Annotated in this window: 12 protein-coding genes; 5 read left to right on the plus strand and 7 right to left on the minus strand. The window is 74.4% G+C overall.

The features are described from left to right. Positions 1 to 41: 41 nt before the first annotated feature. The gene (locus NOSIN_RS10975; RefSeq protein ID WP_077690640.1) at positions 42 to 872 is read right to left on the minus strand and encodes a hypothetical protein; all 831 of its coding nucleotides are present in this window, start codon (positions 870 to 872) and stop codon (positions 42 to 44) included. 210 nt (positions 873 to 1,082) lie between these two features. Here NOSIN_RS10975 and NOSIN_RS10980 point away from each other — a divergent pair, with 210 nt between their 5' ends. Next, the gene (locus tag NOSIN_RS10980; RefSeq protein WP_077690641.1) at positions 1,083 to 2,870 is read left to right on the plus strand and encodes a PD-(D/E)XK nuclease family protein; all 1,788 of its coding nucleotides are present in this window, start codon (positions 1,083 to 1,085) and stop codon (positions 2,868 to 2,870) included. A 114-nt stretch (positions 2,871 to 2,984) separates the two neighbouring features. Here the strand turns inward: NOSIN_RS10980 and NOSIN_RS10985 are convergent, their stop codons facing one another. Both NOSIN_RS10985 and NOSIN_RS10990 read right to left on the minus strand, forming a co-directional pair. Beyond that, positions 2,985 to 3,764, minus strand: a complete 780-nt coding sequence (locus NOSIN_RS10985; protein ID WP_077690642.1) for a class I SAM-dependent methyltransferase — start codon at positions 3,762 to 3,764, stop codon at positions 2,985 to 2,987. A gap of 402 nt (positions 3,765 to 4,166) precedes the next feature. Further along, entirely contained in the window at positions 4,167 to 4,775 is a 609-nt protein-coding gene (locus NOSIN_RS10990) for a histidine phosphatase family protein (protein ID WP_077690643.1), read from the minus strand. Between the two features lie 174 nt (positions 4,776 to 4,949). Here NOSIN_RS10990 and NOSIN_RS10995 point away from each other — a divergent pair, with 174 nt between their 5' ends. Both NOSIN_RS10995 and NOSIN_RS11000 read left to right on the plus strand, forming a co-directional pair. Beyond that, positions 4,950 to 6,143 (plus strand): hypothetical protein, encoded by a 1,194-nt coding sequence (locus tag NOSIN_RS10995; protein WP_077690644.1) that lies wholly within the window; start codon positions 4,950 to 4,952, stop codon positions 6,141 to 6,143. Between the two features lie 106 nt (positions 6,144 to 6,249). Continuing rightward, complete coding sequence (locus tag NOSIN_RS11000) at positions 6,250 to 6,987, plus strand: SDR family NAD(P)-dependent oxidoreductase (protein ID WP_143833041.1); 738 nt, start codon at positions 6,250 to 6,252, stop codon at positions 6,985 to 6,987. A gap of 56 nt (positions 6,988 to 7,043) precedes the next feature. On the opposite strand, the gene NOSIN_RS11005 is transcribed toward NOSIN_RS11000, so the two are convergent. Next, positions 7,044 to 7,703, minus strand: a complete 660-nt coding sequence (locus NOSIN_RS11005) for a M15 family metallopeptidase (protein WP_077690646.1) — start codon at positions 7,701 to 7,703, stop codon at positions 7,044 to 7,046. A 239-nt stretch (positions 7,704 to 7,942) separates the two neighbouring features. Between NOSIN_RS11005 and NOSIN_RS11010 the strand changes: the two genes are divergently transcribed. Both NOSIN_RS11010 and NOSIN_RS11015 read left to right on the plus strand, forming a co-directional pair. Continuing rightward, positions 7,943 to 8,617: a response regulator transcription factor gene (locus tag NOSIN_RS11010; RefSeq protein ID WP_077690647.1), complete on the plus strand. Its 675-nt coding sequence runs from the start codon at positions 7,943 to 7,945 to the stop codon at positions 8,615 to 8,617. Between the two features lie 92 nt (positions 8,618 to 8,709). Beyond that, entirely contained in the window at positions 8,710 to 9,783 is a 1,074-nt protein-coding gene (locus tag NOSIN_RS11015; protein ID WP_077690648.1) for a sensor histidine kinase, read from the plus strand. A gap of 99 nt (positions 9,784 to 9,882) precedes the next feature. On the opposite strand, the gene NOSIN_RS11020 is transcribed toward NOSIN_RS11015, so the two are convergent. Genes NOSIN_RS11020 through NOSIN_RS11030 form a run of 3 tightly spaced genes read right to left on the minus strand, consistent with a single transcriptional unit; the run spans position 9,883 to position 17,197 of the window. Beyond that, positions 9,883 to 14,175, minus strand: a complete 4,293-nt coding sequence (locus NOSIN_RS11020) for an SbcC/MukB-like Walker B domain-containing protein (RefSeq protein WP_077690649.1) — start codon at positions 14,173 to 14,175, stop codon at positions 9,883 to 9,885. After that, the gene (locus NOSIN_RS11025; RefSeq protein WP_077690650.1) at positions 14,175 to 15,665 is read right to left on the minus strand and encodes a DUF2398 family protein; all 1,491 of its coding nucleotides are present in this window, start codon (positions 15,663 to 15,665) and stop codon (positions 14,175 to 14,177) included. The genes NOSIN_RS11020 and NOSIN_RS11025 overlap by 1 nt, the downstream gene beginning before the upstream one ends. Further along, complete coding sequence (locus tag NOSIN_RS11030; protein ID WP_077690651.1) at positions 15,665 to 17,197, minus strand: TIGR02677 family protein; 1,533 nt, start codon at positions 17,195 to 17,197, stop codon at positions 15,665 to 15,667. Before NOSIN_RS11030 ends, NOSIN_RS11025 begins: the two co-directional genes overlap by 1 nt. Positions 17,198 to 17,318 lie beyond the last annotated feature (121 nt).

A 17,318-nucleotide genomic window follows, 5' to 3' on the forward strand; every position in this document is an offset into this window, starting at 1 on the left:
CGTGCCCGACCGGCACGCGTGCTCCGGCCGGGCGCCCTCCGTCAGGTCTGTCCGATGGCGCTGCACTCCTCGTCGGGCTCCTCGGTGCTCTCCCGGTCGTAGGCGTCCTCGGGCACGCCCTTGGGCCGCTCGCCCTCGGGGAACTCGTCGGGATAGGCGGGAGTGAAGGTGTACTCCTCCACGCAGTGCACGGGGCCCACGAAACGCCACCAGTTCGGCCACGCCTCCAGGGCCCCTCCTCCCACGTCGTAGAAGGACACCTCCCCGTGGTGCGTGGTGACCAGGCGCACCGACACCGGTTCACCGGGCCGGGCGACGGGGTGGACGATCGTGTACTCGGTGTGCACCGCCAGGTAGTCCTGGCCCCGGTCGTCGCGGGCCGCCTCGGCGCGCATCGCGCCGTCCACCTTCACGACGTCGCCGACGGGCTCGGCCGTCCCGGGCGTGAGGTTGAAGGGCACGTGACGGCTGTTGAGGTCGAATTCCTCGTTGTCGAGGTTGCTCATGTACCACTTCAGCGACTGGCCGGAGAGCAGCACGGTGAACTCGCTGTTGTCCCCGCCGAAGACCGCGTCCTGGTCCAGGTAGACGGCCTCCATGAGGTCCTGGGTCCGGGAGTAGGCCTGTGCCACCTGCTCTTCGGTGAAGGATCCGGCGGATGCGGCCTCGGGGGTGTCGAAGCCCTCGCCGTAGTCCTCGGCGGGACTCCCCGCGAAGGGCGCGTCGCGGTCGACCTGGTCGAAGGAGTCCATCGGGACCCCGGTGACCACGCTCTGCGCGTACCGGTCCAGGTCCTCCAGCGAGACACAGCCGGTGAGGGTGAGCGTGAGGAGCACCGCCGCGCAGGAGGCGGCGGAGGTGCGTCGTGACATGGGGGATGCCTTTGTTTCGTTCTCTGTGGGGTGAATGCGAACTTCGTTCGCTCTGGGAGTTTCTATCATCATGGTCGGACACACGCCGACTCCGCTCCCGGAGCGCCCCCGCGGCGCCGGCACCGGGCGGCGTGCGTTCTCGGAGGGTTGTCCACAGGCCCGGCGCACCGGATCCCCGATCGTGCCACCCTTCTTTCGAGGGGAGGCCCCGTGTCCGACCACGCGACCGATGACCACAGGCCCGTACCCGTCGTCCGCCTCTTCAGCGACGCGGCGGCACCCGCCCGGGGCGGCTGTCCGGAGCACCGCCGGATCAGGGCCGACCATTCCGTCGGCGGGGACGACCCCCGCGGGCACCCGGCGCCGCGCGACGCGCCCCTCACCTTCCTCGACGCCGCCTTGGACCTGGTCGAGCACAGGGGCTGGTCGGTCGCCAACGCGTGCGCGCACCTGTCCGTACCCGGCGAGCGGGGCCGCGGCGGCCCGGGAGGGCGGAGCACTCCACCGCACACGGGCCTGCTCGCCTGGATCCGGCACGCCTCACGGTCCTACCTGGACGCCCTGGCCCGGGACGAGGAGCGCGACGGCCTCCGGCGCGACCCGGTCTTCGACTTCTGGGTCCGCCAGTACATGCCCGACCGCGGCACACCGAACTCCCGCCCCTACGAGGTGTGCGTCCGGGGCCGCGGGTACGCCTACCTGGCGGGCGCCGAACGGGTGCGGGAGCTGCGCATGCCGGTCGTGGGCACGGCGAACGGCCGGAGGCGCTCCAGGGCGGAGGTGGCGGTCGCCGCCTACGTGCTCGCCACCGGCGCGCGGGTCGACCGGGACGCCTGCGCGGCCAGGCCCCGGCGCTACCTGGGCGGCACCCCCTATCCGATGCGGGCGCGCCGCGGCGGCGACCCCGGCCCGCCGGACCGGGTGCGGGTGGTCCAGGTGTCCTGCCTCGACTCCTCCACAGCCGTGCTCTACGACGGCTCCGCCGCCGACGCGGAGGAGTCCTTCGCCTCGGCGGGCCGGGAGGGACTGCGCTCGGCGCTGAGGGGCGGTGCCCGCTCCCCCGGCCGGGACTGCCTGTCGTGCGGGGCGCGGTCGGGGTGCGGGCGGCTGCCCCGGGTCCCCGGGCTCCTCGGCGTCCGCGACCGCTCCCGGCCCCGGCGGTCCTGGTCGGTGGGCCTCGGCCGGCGTCACCGGGACTGCCCCGCCAGGGCATACCTGCACTCCCTGGGCCTTCCCGCCGACGGCGACCGCGCGCCGGCCGCCGGGCTCGACCGCGCCGTGCGCGCGTGGCTGGAACGGCTGCACACGCGCCTGCCCCTGCGGCCCTGCACCCCCGGCGACCTCCCCGCCGACCACGGATCCTGGTCCGCGGGAGGACAGCGGATGGAGGGCGAACAGGCCCGCCGGGGCGCGGCGATGATCGCCGCCCACAGCGAGATCTGCCCGCTGCACGGCCTGCCGTCGGGGAGCCACGTCCGGGTCGGCCGCACACTGGCCGCCGACGACACCCTCGCCAACGTCCTGGTCCTGGCCAGGCCCGACCTGCTCCACCACCGGGACGGGTCCTGGAGCTACCGCGCCGTCGGCACGGCCACCGGTCCGCCCCGCCCGGACGGCCACCGCCTGCTGTCCCTCGAACCCCGGCTGGCCCTGGCGGTGCTGTTCTTCTCCTGGGGAGCCCTGCCCCGGGGGGCGGGCTCGGCGGTCGAACTGGAGGTCCTCACCCCCGACGGCGCCCACGTGCTCTCCCTCGACCCGGCCTCGGACCGGGTCGGAGCCGAGGCCCGGCGGGTGGTCCACGCACTCGCCGGGCCCTGGCACCGCGACCTGTCCCATCCGCCCAGTCCCGGCCGGGCCTGCCGGGACTGCCCCTACCGGCGCTGGTGCCCGGACGCGGACGACCGGTGGGACGTCCCCGTCCCGGCGGGCGACGGACCGTGTCCGCCTCCCGGGCGGAGGACGGACGCGGCGGGGCGCGGGAAGGGAGGGGAACCGTGACCCGCCCTCGCCACCGCGCCACCGGAGGAGTCGCGGCCGGGCTCCCCGGTCAGACGCCCGGCCCACGACACCGATCGCCGCGATGAGCGCCCGTCATCAGGCGGGCGATGGGATTCACAGTCGTCGGACGCGCAGCACGCTGGTCAGCATCGGGAGGGTGAACTCGCCGTGGGCGGTCTCCGGCCTGCTCGCGAGGAACGCGCGGATACGGTCCAGCACGGCCGCCCGTTCCCGTTCCGGCATGACCAGCATCCCCGCGCGCGTCGCGAGGGTCGCGACCAGGGAGTCGGCGGTGCGGCGCTGACCGTGCGGGAACCCGGCCTGCTCCGGCGAGCCGAACCGGGCCGCCTCGCCGGTCTTCGGAAGGTGCATGCCGGCCGTTTCGGCGCGCCAGCCGGTGGGCGTGTCACGCGGGCCGATGGCCGCGCTCCCGCTGACCTGCGCGAGCCCGGCCACCCACTCGACGTGGTCGTCCACGACGTTCCACAGGCCGGCCAGGACGCCGCCGGGTGCGAGGACCCTGGCGATCTCGGGCCCCGCGACGGCCATGTCGAACCAGTGCATGGCGTTGCCGGCCAGCACGGCATCGACGGAGGCGTCCGGCAGCGGTATCTCCTCGGCACGACCCGACAGGGCGCGGACGGCCGGCAGCGAGCGGCGCAGCTCGGCCAGCATGGCCGGGTCGGGCTCGACCGCGATGACGTCGGCCCCCAGCGCGACCAGTGCGGCGGTCAGCTTGCCGGTGCCGGCGCCGAGGTCGAGTACGCGCGGCCCGGGCGCGCGCTCGAGCGCCCAGTCCGCCGCGGCGCGCGCGTAGTCCGGGCGGTGCTCGGCGTATGCGGCGGCCGCGGTGCCAAACGATGAGGAGTGGAGCAGCCGTTCACCCTGGTCCATCTGGTTCCCTATCCGTGTCAGTGGAGCCGTCGCCGCACGGTCAGGCAGGGAGTTCTCCGGTCGTGGTCGACCGGATACCGCCCGCACCGCCACGTCCCGCGCCGCCCGAGCCCGGCGACCCGGGCGTCCCCACCCCCCGTGCCCGGTTCGAAAACCTGTCGGAGGGCGCCCGCCCGGATCCTCCCCCGATACGGGCGCGCCAAAGCGGCCCGCACCGGCCCGAGTCCCACGAGTGGCCGCCGACCGCCCCCGGAGAACCGGAGAACCCGGGTGCTCCGCGGACCCGTGGCGGGGGTGCCCCCTCCCCCGTGGAGCCCGCTCCGGACGGGGTGCTCCATGGCGGGACCGGTCGGGCGGGGCCGCTCCGGTGGGAAGCGCTCCGGGCGGGGCCGCTCCAGCGTGTCAGGGAGCCGAGGGAGAGGGCACGTTCCAGGAGGTGAGCGCGTGCCGTCCGTGCTCGTGGCCCAGTGTGCTCACCGCACCCGTGGCCAGGGTGAACAGTGCCCCCGACGCGGGCGGCAGGCCCAGCCAGCGCGCGGTGAGCACCCGCAGGAGGTGGCTGTGCGCCACCAGCACCACGTCGGGCTCCGCGTCGTCCCCCACCAGGGGATCCACCCGCTCCAGGACCCGGTCGACCCGCTCCCCGACCTCCTCCACGCTCTCCCCCGGGTGCCCGGGTCCGCCCGGGACGATCCCGTCCCGCCACAGGTACCACCCGGGACGCCGGCGCCGGATGTCGGCGGTGGTGATCCCCTCGTAGCCGCCGTAGTCCCACTCGGTCAGGTCCGGGTCGGTCACGGCCCCCTCCAGCCCGGCCAGCTCGGCGGTGCGCACCGCACGCAGCAGCGGGCTGGTCACCACCCGCCCGATGTCGCGCGGGGCCAGCAGGGGACGCAGTGCCCCGGCCTGGCGCTCGCCCTCCCCGGTCAGGGGGAGGTCGGTCAGCCCGGTGTGCCGCCGTGTCCGGCTCCACTCGGTCTCCCCGTGCCTGATCAGTACCAGTTCGCCCATAGGTCTGTTCCTGCCCAGAGAACGGGCGGCGGACCCGGTGAGCGGGCGGCGCACACCCCGGCCCCGCCTGGCCACGGACCCGCCTGCGATGCCGACGCCCCCGGTCCGAACGGTCCGGAGGCGAATCCGGCGGACGCCGGACACCGGAGCGGTTTCGTCGCTACCCTCCTCACCATGACGCAGCACACCGCAACCAGTGACGTGGGGGAACCCCTGCCCTCCAAGACGTCCCAGCCCCGTTTCCACCGGCCCAACAAGGACCTGGCCGCGGCCATGGAGTGTGCGCGCTGTAAGGAGCAGGGCATCAGCGTCCCGCCGGGCGGCGCGCCCCCGAGGCTGACCAACTCCGAGGCCAAGAGGGCCAAGAAGGAGAGGAAGCGCGCCCAGACCGAGGCCCGGGCCAGGCCCCAGGTGAAGGTCCCGGTCGACCGCAAGCGCATGCCGCGGATGGGCCCCCACCACGCGGAGTTCTTCCGCGACCTGTGGGCGCGCACGGCCGCGGAGGGGGCGGGCACCTTCCCGGACGGCCGCCTGCTCGCGCTCACCTTCGCCCTGCGGGGCGCGCTGAGGGGAGAGGCGAACTTCACCGGTCAGGACCTGCGCATACTCCGCCTGGAGGACGCCCACGCGGCGCTGAGCGACCTGACCTCGTCGGGATGGCTGGACACCACACCGGAGAGGGTGATCGAGGCCGACGCCGCCAACCCGGCCCTGTGCGACCTGCCCAGCCTGGCCGGCACCCCCTGGAAGATCGGCAACGGCGTCCGGTCGCGGGCATCGGGGTGGTTCACGCGCACCCTCGCCCACAAGAAGATGCGCAAGAAGCCCAACCGGCTCCGGCTCGTGGCCGCCTACCTGGCCCTGCACGCCGACCCCGAGGGCCGGATCCGCGTTCCGGCCGAGGATGTCGTGGACGCCTGCGCGCTGTCCGACACCGGTGAGCTGGCGGAACTGCTCACGTGGTTGACCGACCTCTCGTGGATCGAGGGTCTGAGCGCCGACGGCGGCGTCGTGGGCGCCTCCCTCACCGAGGTCACCCTGCCCCTGGCCTATCAGCCCCTCCCGCCGCCGACCCCGCCGCGCACCGCACCGGCCTCCACCCCGCTGGACGTGCCCGTGGCCGACCGCGCCCGCGACCTGGTCCGGGGCCGGGAGGAGCGGGTGGCGCGCTGGGTGGAGGCCTACCGCGCCGAGCACGGGCACGGTCCCAGCTGGTCGGCGGTCGCGGACGCCTTCGCCTGGCCGCCGCGCCAGGCGCCGGACCACGACGTCACCCACGAGGCGTTCCGCCTCCTGTCCGAGGACGGCTGGCTGACCGGGTTCGGCGTGCCCTTCGGCCTGCGCTCCGGGAGGGGGACCCCGGCCTGACGGGGCACGGGCGGGGGCGGGTCGGGAGCCGGTCGCTAGGATGCCGCACATGTCAGATCATCGGACCGCTCCCGCCTCCCCGTCCGCCACCGGAGAGGACGTGCCCGTGAGCAGGGGCGTACTGGTCACCGGCGCCTCCCGGGGCATCGGCAGGGCGGTCGCCACGGCCTTCGCCGAACAGGGCGACCGCGTCGCCGTCCACTGCGGGTCCCGCCCGCAGGAGGCCCTGCGCACTCTCGAAGGACTGCCGGGCAGGGGGCACGTCCTGCTGCGGGCCGACCTGAGCGATCCCGGCGCCGTGGCCGACCTGGTGGACCGGGCCGTCGAGGGCCTGGGCGGGATCGACGTGGTGGTCAACAACGCCGCGGTCAACATCGCCCACCCGCTCACGGAGACCTCCTATGAGCGGTGGCGGCGGGCCTGGCGCGACACCTTCGACGTGAACGTGTTCGGCGCCGCCGACGTCAGCTACCTCGCGGCCCGGCACATGATCGAGCGGGGCACCCGGGGGCACATCGTCAACGTCGGCTCCCGGGGCGCCTTCAAGGGCGAGCCGGACCACCCCGCCTACGGCGCGAGCAAGGCCGCCCTGCACTCCCTGGGCCAGTCGCTGGCGGTCGCGCTGGCCCCGCACGGCGTCACGGTCGCCTCGGTCGCGCCGGGGTTCGTGGAGACCGAGCGCGTGGCCGACCGGCTCACCGACGAGGTCCGCGCGCAGAGCCCCTTCGGCCGGGTGGCCACGCCCGGGGAGGTGGCCTCGGCCGTGCGCTACCTGGCCTCACCCGAGGCGGCCTGGTCCTCCGGCGCCGTCCTGGACGTCAACGGGGCCTCCCACCTGCGCTGACCCGTCGCGGCCGCGGGAGCGGCCGTGACGCGGACCCACCGGGCGCTTCGGGCCGATCATCGGGACGCGGCGTCGGAGAGCAGGTCCGGGCAGTCGCCGCCCGGCTCGGTGAGGAGCTCGAAGTGCCACATCTCGTTGGCGTACACCTGGCACAGCCCGTACGCCGAGCCGCGGCGGACGACCCAGTCCGCGGCGTCGGTGGGACCGATGTCGATCGCCTCCCCCGTCACGTGCGCGGACTCCCCCGAGGTTTCGACGAACCTCCCGGCCTCCTCACGGGACCCGTACCTGACGACGGCCTCGTCGAACAGGTGGCGCTGGTACTCCTCACTGCGCCAGCCCGACGTGACGTGGAGCACGATCCCCTCCTCCAGCGCGTTCCGGGCCGCCTCCTGCACGGCCGCCAGCAGTGCACCGTCCAACTTGGCGATCGCCGGGTACCCGGTGTCGAAGGGGGTGACCGACAGGTCGTCCGGAAGGTCGCCGTCCTCGGCGGAGACGGTCGGCTCCTCCTGCGCGAGGACCCCGTCCGTCACCGTGTCCGGTACCGACACGATCACCGACCAGGCCGTCAGCACGACGGCCACCGTGGTGCACAGCGCCGCGACCAGCCGGCGCCGGGGCCACCGCCTGTGGCCGGCGGATCCGCCGGGGCGCCCGTCCGGCCTCGCGGCGGGGAGGCGCCGCACCGTTTTCCGCTTCGTCACTTCACTCATCTTTCGCCTCTCAGGCATCGCGTGTCCGATGCGTGGGGTCCTCGTCGCCACAAGCGAAGTACAAGCGGTGTTGCACGGCCGTATCGGTTTTTCGATACGTTCGCGATAGGTGCCATCGCGTTCAATGGGGTCCGGTGACCAGGCCTCGCCGTGTGAGCGGACCGCCCCTCCTCGGGTCCGCGCTCCGGAGGGGCGGGATCGGACACGGTGCCGTACCAGGCGACGGAGGGGGACAGCGGATGCGCGTGCTGATCGTCGAGGACGAGCCCTACCTCGCCGAGGCCGTGCAGGCGGGGCTGCGGCTGGAGGCGATCGCCTCCGACATCGCCGGGGACGGCGACGCAGCCCTGGAGAGGCTGGGCGTGAACGAGTACGACGTGGTCGTCCTGGACCGCGACATCCCCGGCACGCACGGCGACGACGTCTGCCGGGACATCGTCGGGCGGCGGCTCGGGTGCCGGGTGCTCATGCTCACGGCCGCGAGCCGCCTGCGGGAGAAGGTCGCCGGGTTCGAACTGGGAGCGGACGACTACCTGACCAAGCCGTTCGACCTGGAGGAACTCGTGGTAAGGCTGCGTTCCCTGGCCCGCCGCCCGAGCCGGGGCGCGCCTCCGGCCCTGGAGTACGCGGGAATCCGGCTCGACCCGTTCCGGCGCGAGGTCCACCGCTCGGGCGCCTACGTACACCTCACCCGCAAGCAGTTCGCCGTCCTGGAGGTGCTCATGACCGCCGGGGGCGGGGTCGTCAGCGCGGAGACGCTGTTGGAGCGGGCGTGGGACGAGAACGCCGACCCCTTCACCAACGCCGTGCGGATCACCATCTCCACGCTGCGCAAGCGGCTCGGTGAACCGTCGGCCATACGCACGGTGCCCGGGGTCGGCTACCGCCTCGAAGAGACCGGTCGGTACCGGTGAACGGCGGCGAAGCACCAGTCCACGGCGGTGCGGCGGTGACGACCGGGCGCGCTCCGGCACTGGCGTGGCGCCCGCGGCGGTTGACGGCACGGATGAGACTGGCGCTGAGCTACGCGCTCTTCCTCAACGTCGCCGGGGCGGCCACGCTGGCGGTCCTCTACCTGGGGATGCGTTACGTTCCCAGCTATCCGCTGTCCACGACGGACCCGTCGGTGTCGCACGTCGCCTCCCGCCAGGAGATCCTGGAGACCCTGCTGGAGGCCTCGGGGCTCGCGCTCGTCGCCTTGGCGGTCATCGGCCTGTGGGGAGGCTGGGTGATCGCGGGCCGTGTGCTGCGGCCGCTACAGGAGATCACCCGGGCCGCCCGGCGGGCCGCCGACGGCTCCCTGGACCACCGGATCGGGCTGCGCGGCCGGCGGGACGAGTTCACCGACCTGTCCGACACCTTCGACCACATGCTCGACCGCCTCCAGCGCTCCTTCGAGATCCAACAGCGCTTCGCCGCCAACGCCTCCCACGAACTGCGTACTCCGCTGGCCATCACCCGGACCATGCTGGACGTGGCAAGAGCGGACCCCCACGGCCAGGACCACCCCCGCCTCGTCGCCCGCCTGCACGAGACCAACCAGCGCGGCATCGAGATCGTCGACGCCATGCTGCAACTCTCCTCACTCGCCCAGACCCCGCCCGACATGGAGCCGGTCGACCTGTCGGACACGGTCCGCGAGGCCGTCGCGACCACCGAGGGGGAGGCCGCCGACCTCGGCGTCACGGTCTCGGTCCGGAGCCAGGCGTCGCCGGTCACCGGCGACGGGGTGCTGTTGCGCCAGCTCGTGGTCAACCTCCTGCAGAACGCCCTGCGGCACAACCTGCCCGCGGACGGCGGCGTGGTGCTGACCGCCATGCCCGACCCCCAGGACCGCGGCCTCGCGCTGCTGACCGTCAGCAACACCGGGCCGCACCTGACCGAACCGGTCCAGAACCTCACCGAGCCCTTTCTCCGCGGCGGCGGCCGGGTGGCCGCCGGCGGATCCGGGCGCGCGGGACACGGCCTGGGGCTGCCCATCGTCGCGCGTATCGCCGAGGCCCACGGGGGTGGGCTGCGCCTGACGCCCAACCCCGGCGGAGGGCTCACCGCCCGGGTCCGCCTCCCCCTGCGCGGGTGACCGACCGGAGACGGAGCCCTCCCCACGCGACGGCCGCCGGGGCGGGCAACGGCTCAGCGGGCGGTGCTCCTCCGGCGGAGGCCGCCGGGGACGGCCCCCTCACTCACCGGTCTCCTCCAGCAGGGTCCCGGCCGACGACAGCGGGGCGAACCGGCTGGGGGTGATGCCCAGCAGCTCGGCGGCCAGCTCCTCGTTGCCGGAGAACCCGGCGTCGGCGTCGACGGTCTGGGTGCCGTCCCAGAGCATGAGCATCGCCGAGACGGTGTGCGCGCCCTTGTCGTGGTGCATGTCGTAGTGGGCGGCCATGGGCACGCTGTCGTAGTGCACCCACAGGTCGTGCCCGGTCATGAACATGTCCAGGTCGAAGGTGACCGTCAACCCCATGAGCTCGGGCTTGTAGCGGTCGTCGATCCCGGCGAAGGCCTCGTCCAGGGCCACCATCCGGGGGCAGGTGGACCTGGCGGAGGTGTACAGGGCGTTGGCCGCGGCGAACAGCGGCAGGTGGATCGCGGCGGACTTCTCCCCGCCCGACATCTGCTCGTGCTTGTTCTTGGTGAGCTTGACCTCCTCCTGCCCGGGCACGGCCATGCGCAGCTCGAACCGGTACCAGGTGCGGTAGTCCAGCACCGCCGACAGGACCTGTTTGTAGGTGGCGCGGGGGTGGGCGGCGTGGTGTTCGCCGATCATCTCCCGCAGGACCTCGCGCAGCCGGGTCAGCCCCGAGTCGCCCAGGCCGGGGGCGTCGCGTTTGAGCAGGCGTGCGGCGGTGGCCTGGTGTTCTGTGGCGCGGTCCGAGCGGCTCCAGCGGATCCCGATCCGCGTCCCCGAGGACATGGGACGCGAGCGGGTGTCGCGGTCCATGCCGGCGACCAGGTCGCGGGCGATGCGCACCCGCTCGTGGATCTGCTGGGCGATCCCGGTGAGCAGCTCGTCCTCCAGCACGCCGCGCTCCTCGTCGCGCAGCAGCGCGCCCTGCTCCTCGACCCGTTCGGCGATGACGCGGGCGAAGGCGGAGACGGGGTTGCGGCCGGTCTCGTCGTTGACGAACACGGTGATGACCCCGCTGACACCGAGGTCGTGGTCGACCCGGTATCCCTCGGCGTCACCGCCCAGGGTGTCCTGGAAGACGCGCAGGGCACCGGAGATCCGGGTGGAGGCGGACTTGAGGCCGCTTTCGGTGACGGCCGGACCGGAGCCGACGGAGGCGTCGAACGCGTCGAGCAGCTCCGCGGCCCGGCCCGGGAGCACGGCGCGCACGGTCGCCTCGGGATCGGAGGAGACCGATTCCAGGATCTGCTCCGCGGCCCGTCCGGCGGTGGGCCAGGAGTCGCGGTCGGGCCATGCGGACGCGGTGTCCACGCCCAGGGTGGCGCGCAGGTCGGGGTGGGTGAGGGCGGCGAAGGCGTCGGCCTGCTCGAACAGGGTGGCGAACGCCTCGGTGAGGGCCCTCTGTCCGCCCTCCAGCTTCTCGTCGGCCCGGATCATCGACTCGTGGGCCGCCGCGGCCTCCCGTTCCGCACGCTGGTGGGCCTCGCGGGCCCCGCGCAGGTCCTCCTTGACCTGTTCCAGCTCGGCCATGACCTCCTGGACGGGAGCGCTGATGCCGTCCAGCTTGGCGGCCAGCTCGGCGGCGGCCCGCTCGTGCTCGCGCACCCGCTCCTCATGGCGTTCGCGGTCCTGCTCCAGCCGTCCGCCCAGCCGGGTGAGGGTCTCCCTTCGACCGTCCAGGTCGGTGGTGTGCCGGGCGACCTCGGTACGTGCGGCGTGCAGGGCGCGGGCGGTCTCCATGAAGTCGTCCACGGCCCGGGCGACGGCGTCCACGGCCCCAGGGTGGACGGGCATGGCGCGTTCGGTGGCCACCGACCGCACCTGGTGGCGGTGGGCGTCCACCTCGGCGACCGCGGCGTCCAGCTCGCGGCGGCGCTCCTCGCTCTCGGCGCGCGCCGAGGCCAGCAGGGCGGACTGCTCCGCGGCCCGGCGCACGCCCCGGTCGACGGGGGTGGTGTCGGGCAGGGCGGTGCGTGCCTGGGAGAAGGCCTTGAGGAGTTCGCCGGCCCCGTCGATCTGCCCGGTGATCCGTGCGCGCTGCTCGGTGAGCCCGGCGATGCGAGCGTCGCGGTCGGCCAGGCGTTCGCGGCGGCGGTGGGCGCGGTTGGTGGCTCCGACGAACTCGGGGGCGGCCTTGGGGTGCGCGCCCACGAGGACCCCCTGGGAGAAGTGCGCCCGGGTGCTGACCGTGTGCGCGGCCGCTCCCCCGATGACGGTGGGGCCCGTGGGTTCGGTGTCGGTGAGGCGCACCGACTCCAGGACACGGGCGATGACGTGCTCGGGGACCAGGTCCTGCTGCTCGGGCACCAGCACGTCGGCCAGGGTGGGGCCCCGGCCCGCGACGGTGGCGTCGCCGGGCAGCAGGTAGGCGTCTGCGTCGCCGTCGGCGAGGGCGGCGCTGGTGGCGTCGGCGTCGGGGTGCACCCAGGCGGTGAGCAGGCCCGCGCCGTGCAGGGCGCCCTCGACCGCTGCGGCGTCGGCGTCGGGGATCCCGTCGGCGAAGCGGACCAGCCGCCACAACGGGGCGCCGGGGCGGCCCTCGCGCGGGGCGGTGCGCCGGTCGTCGGCGGGCGGCGCGTCGTCGCGTTCGGCGGCGATGTCCTCGCGCTCGCGGGTGAGCGGCCCGACCTCGGCGTCGAGCTGGTCGCGGCGGGTCTCCAGGGTGCGCACGTGCGCGGCGGCGTCCAGGCGCCGCTGGTCGGTGTGCTCGCCGTAGACCTCCGCCAGGGTGGGAGTCCCGGGTTCGCCGAAGCCCTCCAGAGCCTCGGTCAGGGCACGCGCACAGGCGGCGTCGGTGACCGGGGCCGGGCCCTCAGCCCAGTGCTCGGCCCACACCGTGAGCTCCTCGGCGGCGGCGCGGCGGGCGGCGGCCAGCTCCCCGTCCGCCCGCTCGCATTCCCGCTCACGCAGCCGGAGCCTGTCGTCGGCCTGGGCACCGGCCCTCTCCGCGGTGCCGCGCGCGGCCTCGGCCCGGGCGAGGTCGCCCAGGAGCTCGCGTACCGCCGCCACGTCGGCGCGGCGTGCGGTGGCGCGCGCCTGGGCGGTGACGGGCAGGTCGTCGCCGGTGTCGACGGGGCCCTCGCCGTCGTGGTCGAGTCCGGCCTGCGCGACGGTCTCGGCCAGTTCCGCGGCCAGTTCACGGGTGCGGGCCCGCCCGTGTTCGAGGCTGGCGGCGACCTGGTCGGCCTCCCGCCTCAGGGCGGTGACCTCTCCCGCCTGCTCGTCGAGCCTGCCCCGCTGCTCCTCCAGCTGGCGCGCGGTCTCGGCGCTGTGCGCGCGCTCGATCTCCAGGGCGGCGTGGCTGCGAAAGGCCTCGTGTGCCTCCAGCCCGCTCCTGCGCGCCGCGAGCCGGCGGACCTGCGCGTCGTGCTCCTCGGCCTGCTTGGTGGCGGTCGCGTGCGCGAGGGCGGCCCGCTCACGGGTGTCGCGGGCCTCGGTGATGGCTCGGGCCTGCTCCGCGGTCTGCCCGGTGGCGGTGCGCACGCGGGCCAGGCGGTGGCGGGCGTGGAGGGTGAGGTAGGAGGCGTACTCCTCCACGAAGGCCGTGGTCGCGGCGTGGGCGGTGGTGGCCTGGTCGAAGCGGCGCTGCACCGCGGCCAGGTTGGTGAAGTCGCGGGCGGCCTGGTCGACGAGCTCCTCGTCCAGGGGGCTCAGTCCGCTGGTGAGGGTCTCGGAGACCTTCTCGGGGTCCAGGTCCTTGGCCAGCAGGGGACGGCGCAGCGCCAGGAGCAGGTCGAGCAGCTGGACGTAGCGCTCGCCGAGGCCGAACAGGCGGGCGTCCACGGCACGGCGGTAGTCGGCGGCGGTGGACTGGAAGGCGGTCTCGCCCAGGGCCGCCTTGAGCTGCCTCTCGGTGAGCGGGCGCCCGTCGGAGGCGAGCAGGCCGAAGTCCACGCCCAGGCGCTGGTCGGTGACGAAGAAGGAGGGGATGACGCCGTCGCGGTGCCTGTGCGCGCGCAGGCCGACGACCAGGGTGACCGTCTCGGTGCCCGCGCTCCCCAGGCCCGGGGCGGGCGCGGAGGCCGGGTCCGGGGCCGGGGCCGCGTCCGGCACCGGGCGGGCGAACTCCATCCACACGTACCCGTACTCGGCGTCCTGGCCGCGGTAGAGCAGGTTGGACTTCATGGTGCGGTTCTGGCCGCTGAAGGGATCGAGGCGGCGGGCGTCGGTGTACCCGTCCAGGATGAACGGGAAGAGCACCTCCAGGGCCTTGGTCTTGCCCGAGCCGTTGTGTCCTCGCAGGACGAGGCGCCCGTCGGCGAAGACGAACTCCTCGTCGACGTAGTCCCAGACGTTGATCACACCGGCACGGCTGGGCCGGAATCGGTCGCTCCTGGGGGACATCAGTTTCCTTCCGCGCAAATGTGGTCGGCTGCGGGGGCGGGCGCGGCGGCCTCTGCGGACGCGGCGGGCTCCTCGGCATCGGCGGGCGCCCCGTCGAAGGGCTGCGCGTCGTCGGAGGGCCGAAGGTCGGACAGTCCCAGGGGAAGCTGGCCCGCGTCGGCGCGTTCGGGCAGCGCGCCCTGGAGGTTGCGGTAGCGGGAGGCGGCCGGGAGCACCAGGGCGCCGCCGGGGACCGGCCGGACCAGGGAGAGCTCGGCGAGCAGGGCCAGTGCGGCGTCCAGCAGGCCGTAGGGGTCCTGCTGCCAGGCGCCGCCGAAGGAGGAGGCGCCGAACTCGGCGAAGAGCTCGTGGATCATGGTCTCCCACCGGCCGCGCTCGACCAGGGGGGCCTCCAGCCGCGCGTTCGCCTCACCCTCCCGCGTTCCCGAGGAGGGCTCCACCGTCCAGGCGAGTTCGGCCACGACGCCGTCGCGGGGCAGCCCGGCGTCCACGAGCCGGACGAGTTCGGCCTGGTCGGCGGCGTGCGGGGGCACGGGCAGCGTGACCAGCGCGGCCAGGGAGGTCTCCAACAGATCGGCCACCTTGGCCAGCAGCAGTCCGGCGGTGCGGTTGACCGCGCCGCCCCTGCCGGGGAAGGGCCGGTCGGTGAAGGTGCCGGCGGGGTCGGCCAGCAGGACGCCCTCGGCCCGGCGCTCGACCCTGAGCCCAGTGGCGCGGGCCAGGTCCTCGGCCACGCCCCGGCCGCGCAGGACGGCGGCGACCGCGGGTTCGACGTCGGCGTAGTACACGACCGGCTGCTCCACCAGCAGCCGCCGGGCCCGGCGGGCCGCCTGCTCGCGCGGCGAGCCCTCGGTGAGCGGGTCGGAGAGCAGTCCCGCCGCGCTGCTCAGGTGCTGGACCGGGCGTGCCGGGCGAAACAGCACCTCGCACACCTCGTGGTCGATGTCGAAGAGGGCGTCGCCCTGCTCGCCGCCCGCGGCCCAGGCCTCCAGGGACCCGTCGGACAGGTGCAGGGCGCCCCGGTCCACCAGCCAGTGGGCGACGTCGACCAGCGCGGCCTTGTGCGTGCCGTCGGTGGGGTCGTAGCCCAGCCCCTCGACGGCGTTGGCGGTGGGGGTGAGGCGGCCGACCAGGTCGGCGAGGCTGATTTCGATCTGCGAGCGCTGGAAGGCGGCCAGCAGCAGGCACAGGTAGGCGAGCCTGCGCCGGTCGAAGGGCCTGCCCCTGCGCGAGAAGGTCTGGCGCTGGGTGGGGTCCAGGGCGTCGATCTCGCGGACCAGGCGCACGTGGCCGGTGGTGGCGACCAGGGTGTAGCCGAAGAGCCGCTCCAGGTCGGCGGCGAGCTCGTCGGCCCAGCGCAGTACCTGGTCCAGGACGCCGGGGCGCGGGCGCGCGGCGGTGATGAGGTCGCACGTCAGGACACGGCGCACGGCCTGCTGGTAGGAGCCCAGGTCGGCGGGGGCGACCGTGCGGGCGAAGAGTCGGGGCATCACACGTTCTTCGTTCGGGTCCGGTGGCCGGTGACCTCCAGGCGCAGGCCCGGCAGGTGCAGGCGGCCCTGGCTGGTGCGGACGGTGCTGCCCGCCGGGTCGGGGACCAGGCGGACCATGGTGCCGTCGCCCGCGCCGGCGGCCGAGGACAGGCGTCCGGCGACGACCGTGCGCCCCTCCAGGGCGCGGGTGACCAGGCGCAGCAGGACGCGGGTGTCGGCCTCGTCCAGGACGCGGTCGTGGGCGCCCCGCTCGATCAGGCGGGCGGCGGCCTCGCGTTCGGCGGCCCGGCCGGCGGCCTGCCGTCCGCGCAGGCGCGCCTGGGCGCCGGGGTTGCGCCGCACCGGTTTGGGCACGCCCGTGGTGGGCGCGGTGCCACTGCGGAACAGTGTCACCGACACCTCCACCCCGGGGGCGTCCCACCAGGTCGTGTTGGGCGTGATCTGTTCCTCGTCGTCGTGGGCCACGCCCAGGTGCCGGGCGGAGCGGACGTTGAAGGCGGCGCCCATCAGGGCGTGCGCGGCGCCGTCGTCGGGGGTGTTGAACACCCACTCGGCCAGGTGCCGAAGCTGGGTGGAGCGGTTGACGCCGCCGCGCTGGGCCTCGGTGATCTGGCGCAGCAGGGCGATGACGCCCGAGACCGCGGAGCGGGTGGCCGAGTGCAGTTCGGCCGCGCGTGTGGGGATGGCGTCGTCGTCGGAGGCGAACCAGGCGCGCAGTGCCCGCCAGCGGCGCCGCCAGTCCGCAAGGCGCTCGTCGCGCTCCATGAACAGGCGCTCGTCGCGCCCGGAGGCGCGGGACAGCAGCGTGGCCAGCCCGGTGGCCTCCACCTCGCGCACGGCCCGGTCCAGGCGGGGCAGGTAGCGGTCGAGCTCGGCCGTGAAGTCGCTCATGTGCACCAGCAGGGCGTTCTTGTGCCGCAGGAACATGTCCGGGGAGGCGTCGGTGGAGCGCAGGATCTCACCCAGGGTGACGTGGAACTGGGCGGAGCGGCGCCCCATGTCCTCCATGGCCGAGTCCAGGCGCGAGAGCCTGCGGTAGACCTGTTCGTCCTGTCCGGTGCGGTTGGCCTCGGCCAGGGCGCGCAGGTCGTCCAGGACCTCGGAGAAGACCAGCCGGGACAGGTTGACGTCCTCGATGCGCGCGCCCAGCAGGTTCTCGACCGACTGGTAGGCCCGGTAGCCGAGCTCGCTGAACTGGTACACCGACTGGCGGTTGCGGTAGCGCGTGAGGTTCCCGGCCCGGGAGGCGTCGTCGAAGCGGTGCACGACGCGGTCGGCGTGGAGTTCGTCCAGGCGGTCGCGCAGGTTCCGGTCGGCGACGGGCACCTGGTCGTGGGACGCGGCGAGTTCGCGCAGGGCGGCGGCGACGTCGTCGGGGGCCACCTGGACCTGGTGGACCTCGCGCAGGCGGTCCATGGCCCGCAGGATCCACAGGTAGGTGACGTGGTCGTCGCGCCGGGTGAAGTTGAACAGGCGGAACCGGTCGCTGACCGCCGGGGAGTCCATGTCGAGGGCTCTGCGTTCGACCATGGGCCGTCCCTTCGGTTGGTGTGCTCGTGCCTGCCCGGGCGCCGCGGACGCCCTCCACGTCAATAACGCTACGTGACCGTGGAGACGGTACATCCGTTTTCCACAGGAGCGATTGTGGCGG

The sequence above is a fragment of the Nocardiopsis sinuspersici genome (genome assembly GCF_001998325.1).
Lineage (GTDB): Bacteria > Actinomycetota > Actinomycetes > Streptosporangiales > Streptosporangiaceae > Nocardiopsis > Nocardiopsis sinuspersici.

Excerpts from the sequence above, each read along its gene's own strand:
- NOSIN_RS11020 (WP_077690649.1), bottom strand. The coding sequence starts at position 14,175 with ATGTCCCCCAGGAGCGACCGATTCCGGCCCAGCCGTGCCGGTGTGATC.
- NOSIN_RS10975 (WP_077690640.1), bottom strand. The coding sequence starts at position 872 with ATGTCACGACGCACCTCCGCCGCCTCCTGCGCGGCGGTGCTCCTCACG.
- NOSIN_RS10985 (WP_077690642.1), bottom strand. The coding sequence starts at position 3,764 with ATGGACCAGGGTGAACGGCTGCTCCACTCCTCATCGTTTGGCACCGCG.
- NOSIN_RS11010 (WP_077690647.1), top strand. The coding sequence starts at position 7,943 with ATGCGCGTGCTGATCGTCGAGGACGAGCCCTACCTCGCCGAGGCCGTG.
- NOSIN_RS11015 (WP_077690648.1), top strand. The coding sequence starts at position 8,710 with ATGAGACTGGCGCTGAGCTACGCGCTCTTCCTCAACGTCGCCGGGGCG.
- NOSIN_RS10995 (WP_077690644.1), top strand. The coding sequence starts at position 4,950 with ATGACGCAGCACACCGCAACCAGTGACGTGGGGGAACCCCTGCCCTCC.
- NOSIN_RS11025 (WP_077690650.1), bottom strand. The coding sequence starts at position 15,665 with ATGCCCCGACTCTTCGCCCGCACGGTCGCCCCCGCCGACCTGGGCTCC.
- NOSIN_RS10990 (WP_077690643.1), bottom strand. The coding sequence starts at position 4,775 with ATGGGCGAACTGGTACTGATCAGGCACGGGGAGACCGAGTGGAGCCGG.
- NOSIN_RS11005 (WP_077690646.1), bottom strand. The coding sequence starts at position 7,703 with ATGAGTGAAGTGACGAAGCGGAAAACGGTGCGGCGCCTCCCCGCCGCG.
- NOSIN_RS11030 (WP_077690651.1), bottom strand. The coding sequence starts at position 17,197 with ATGGTCGAACGCAGAGCCCTCGACATGGACTCCCCGGCGGTCAGCGAC.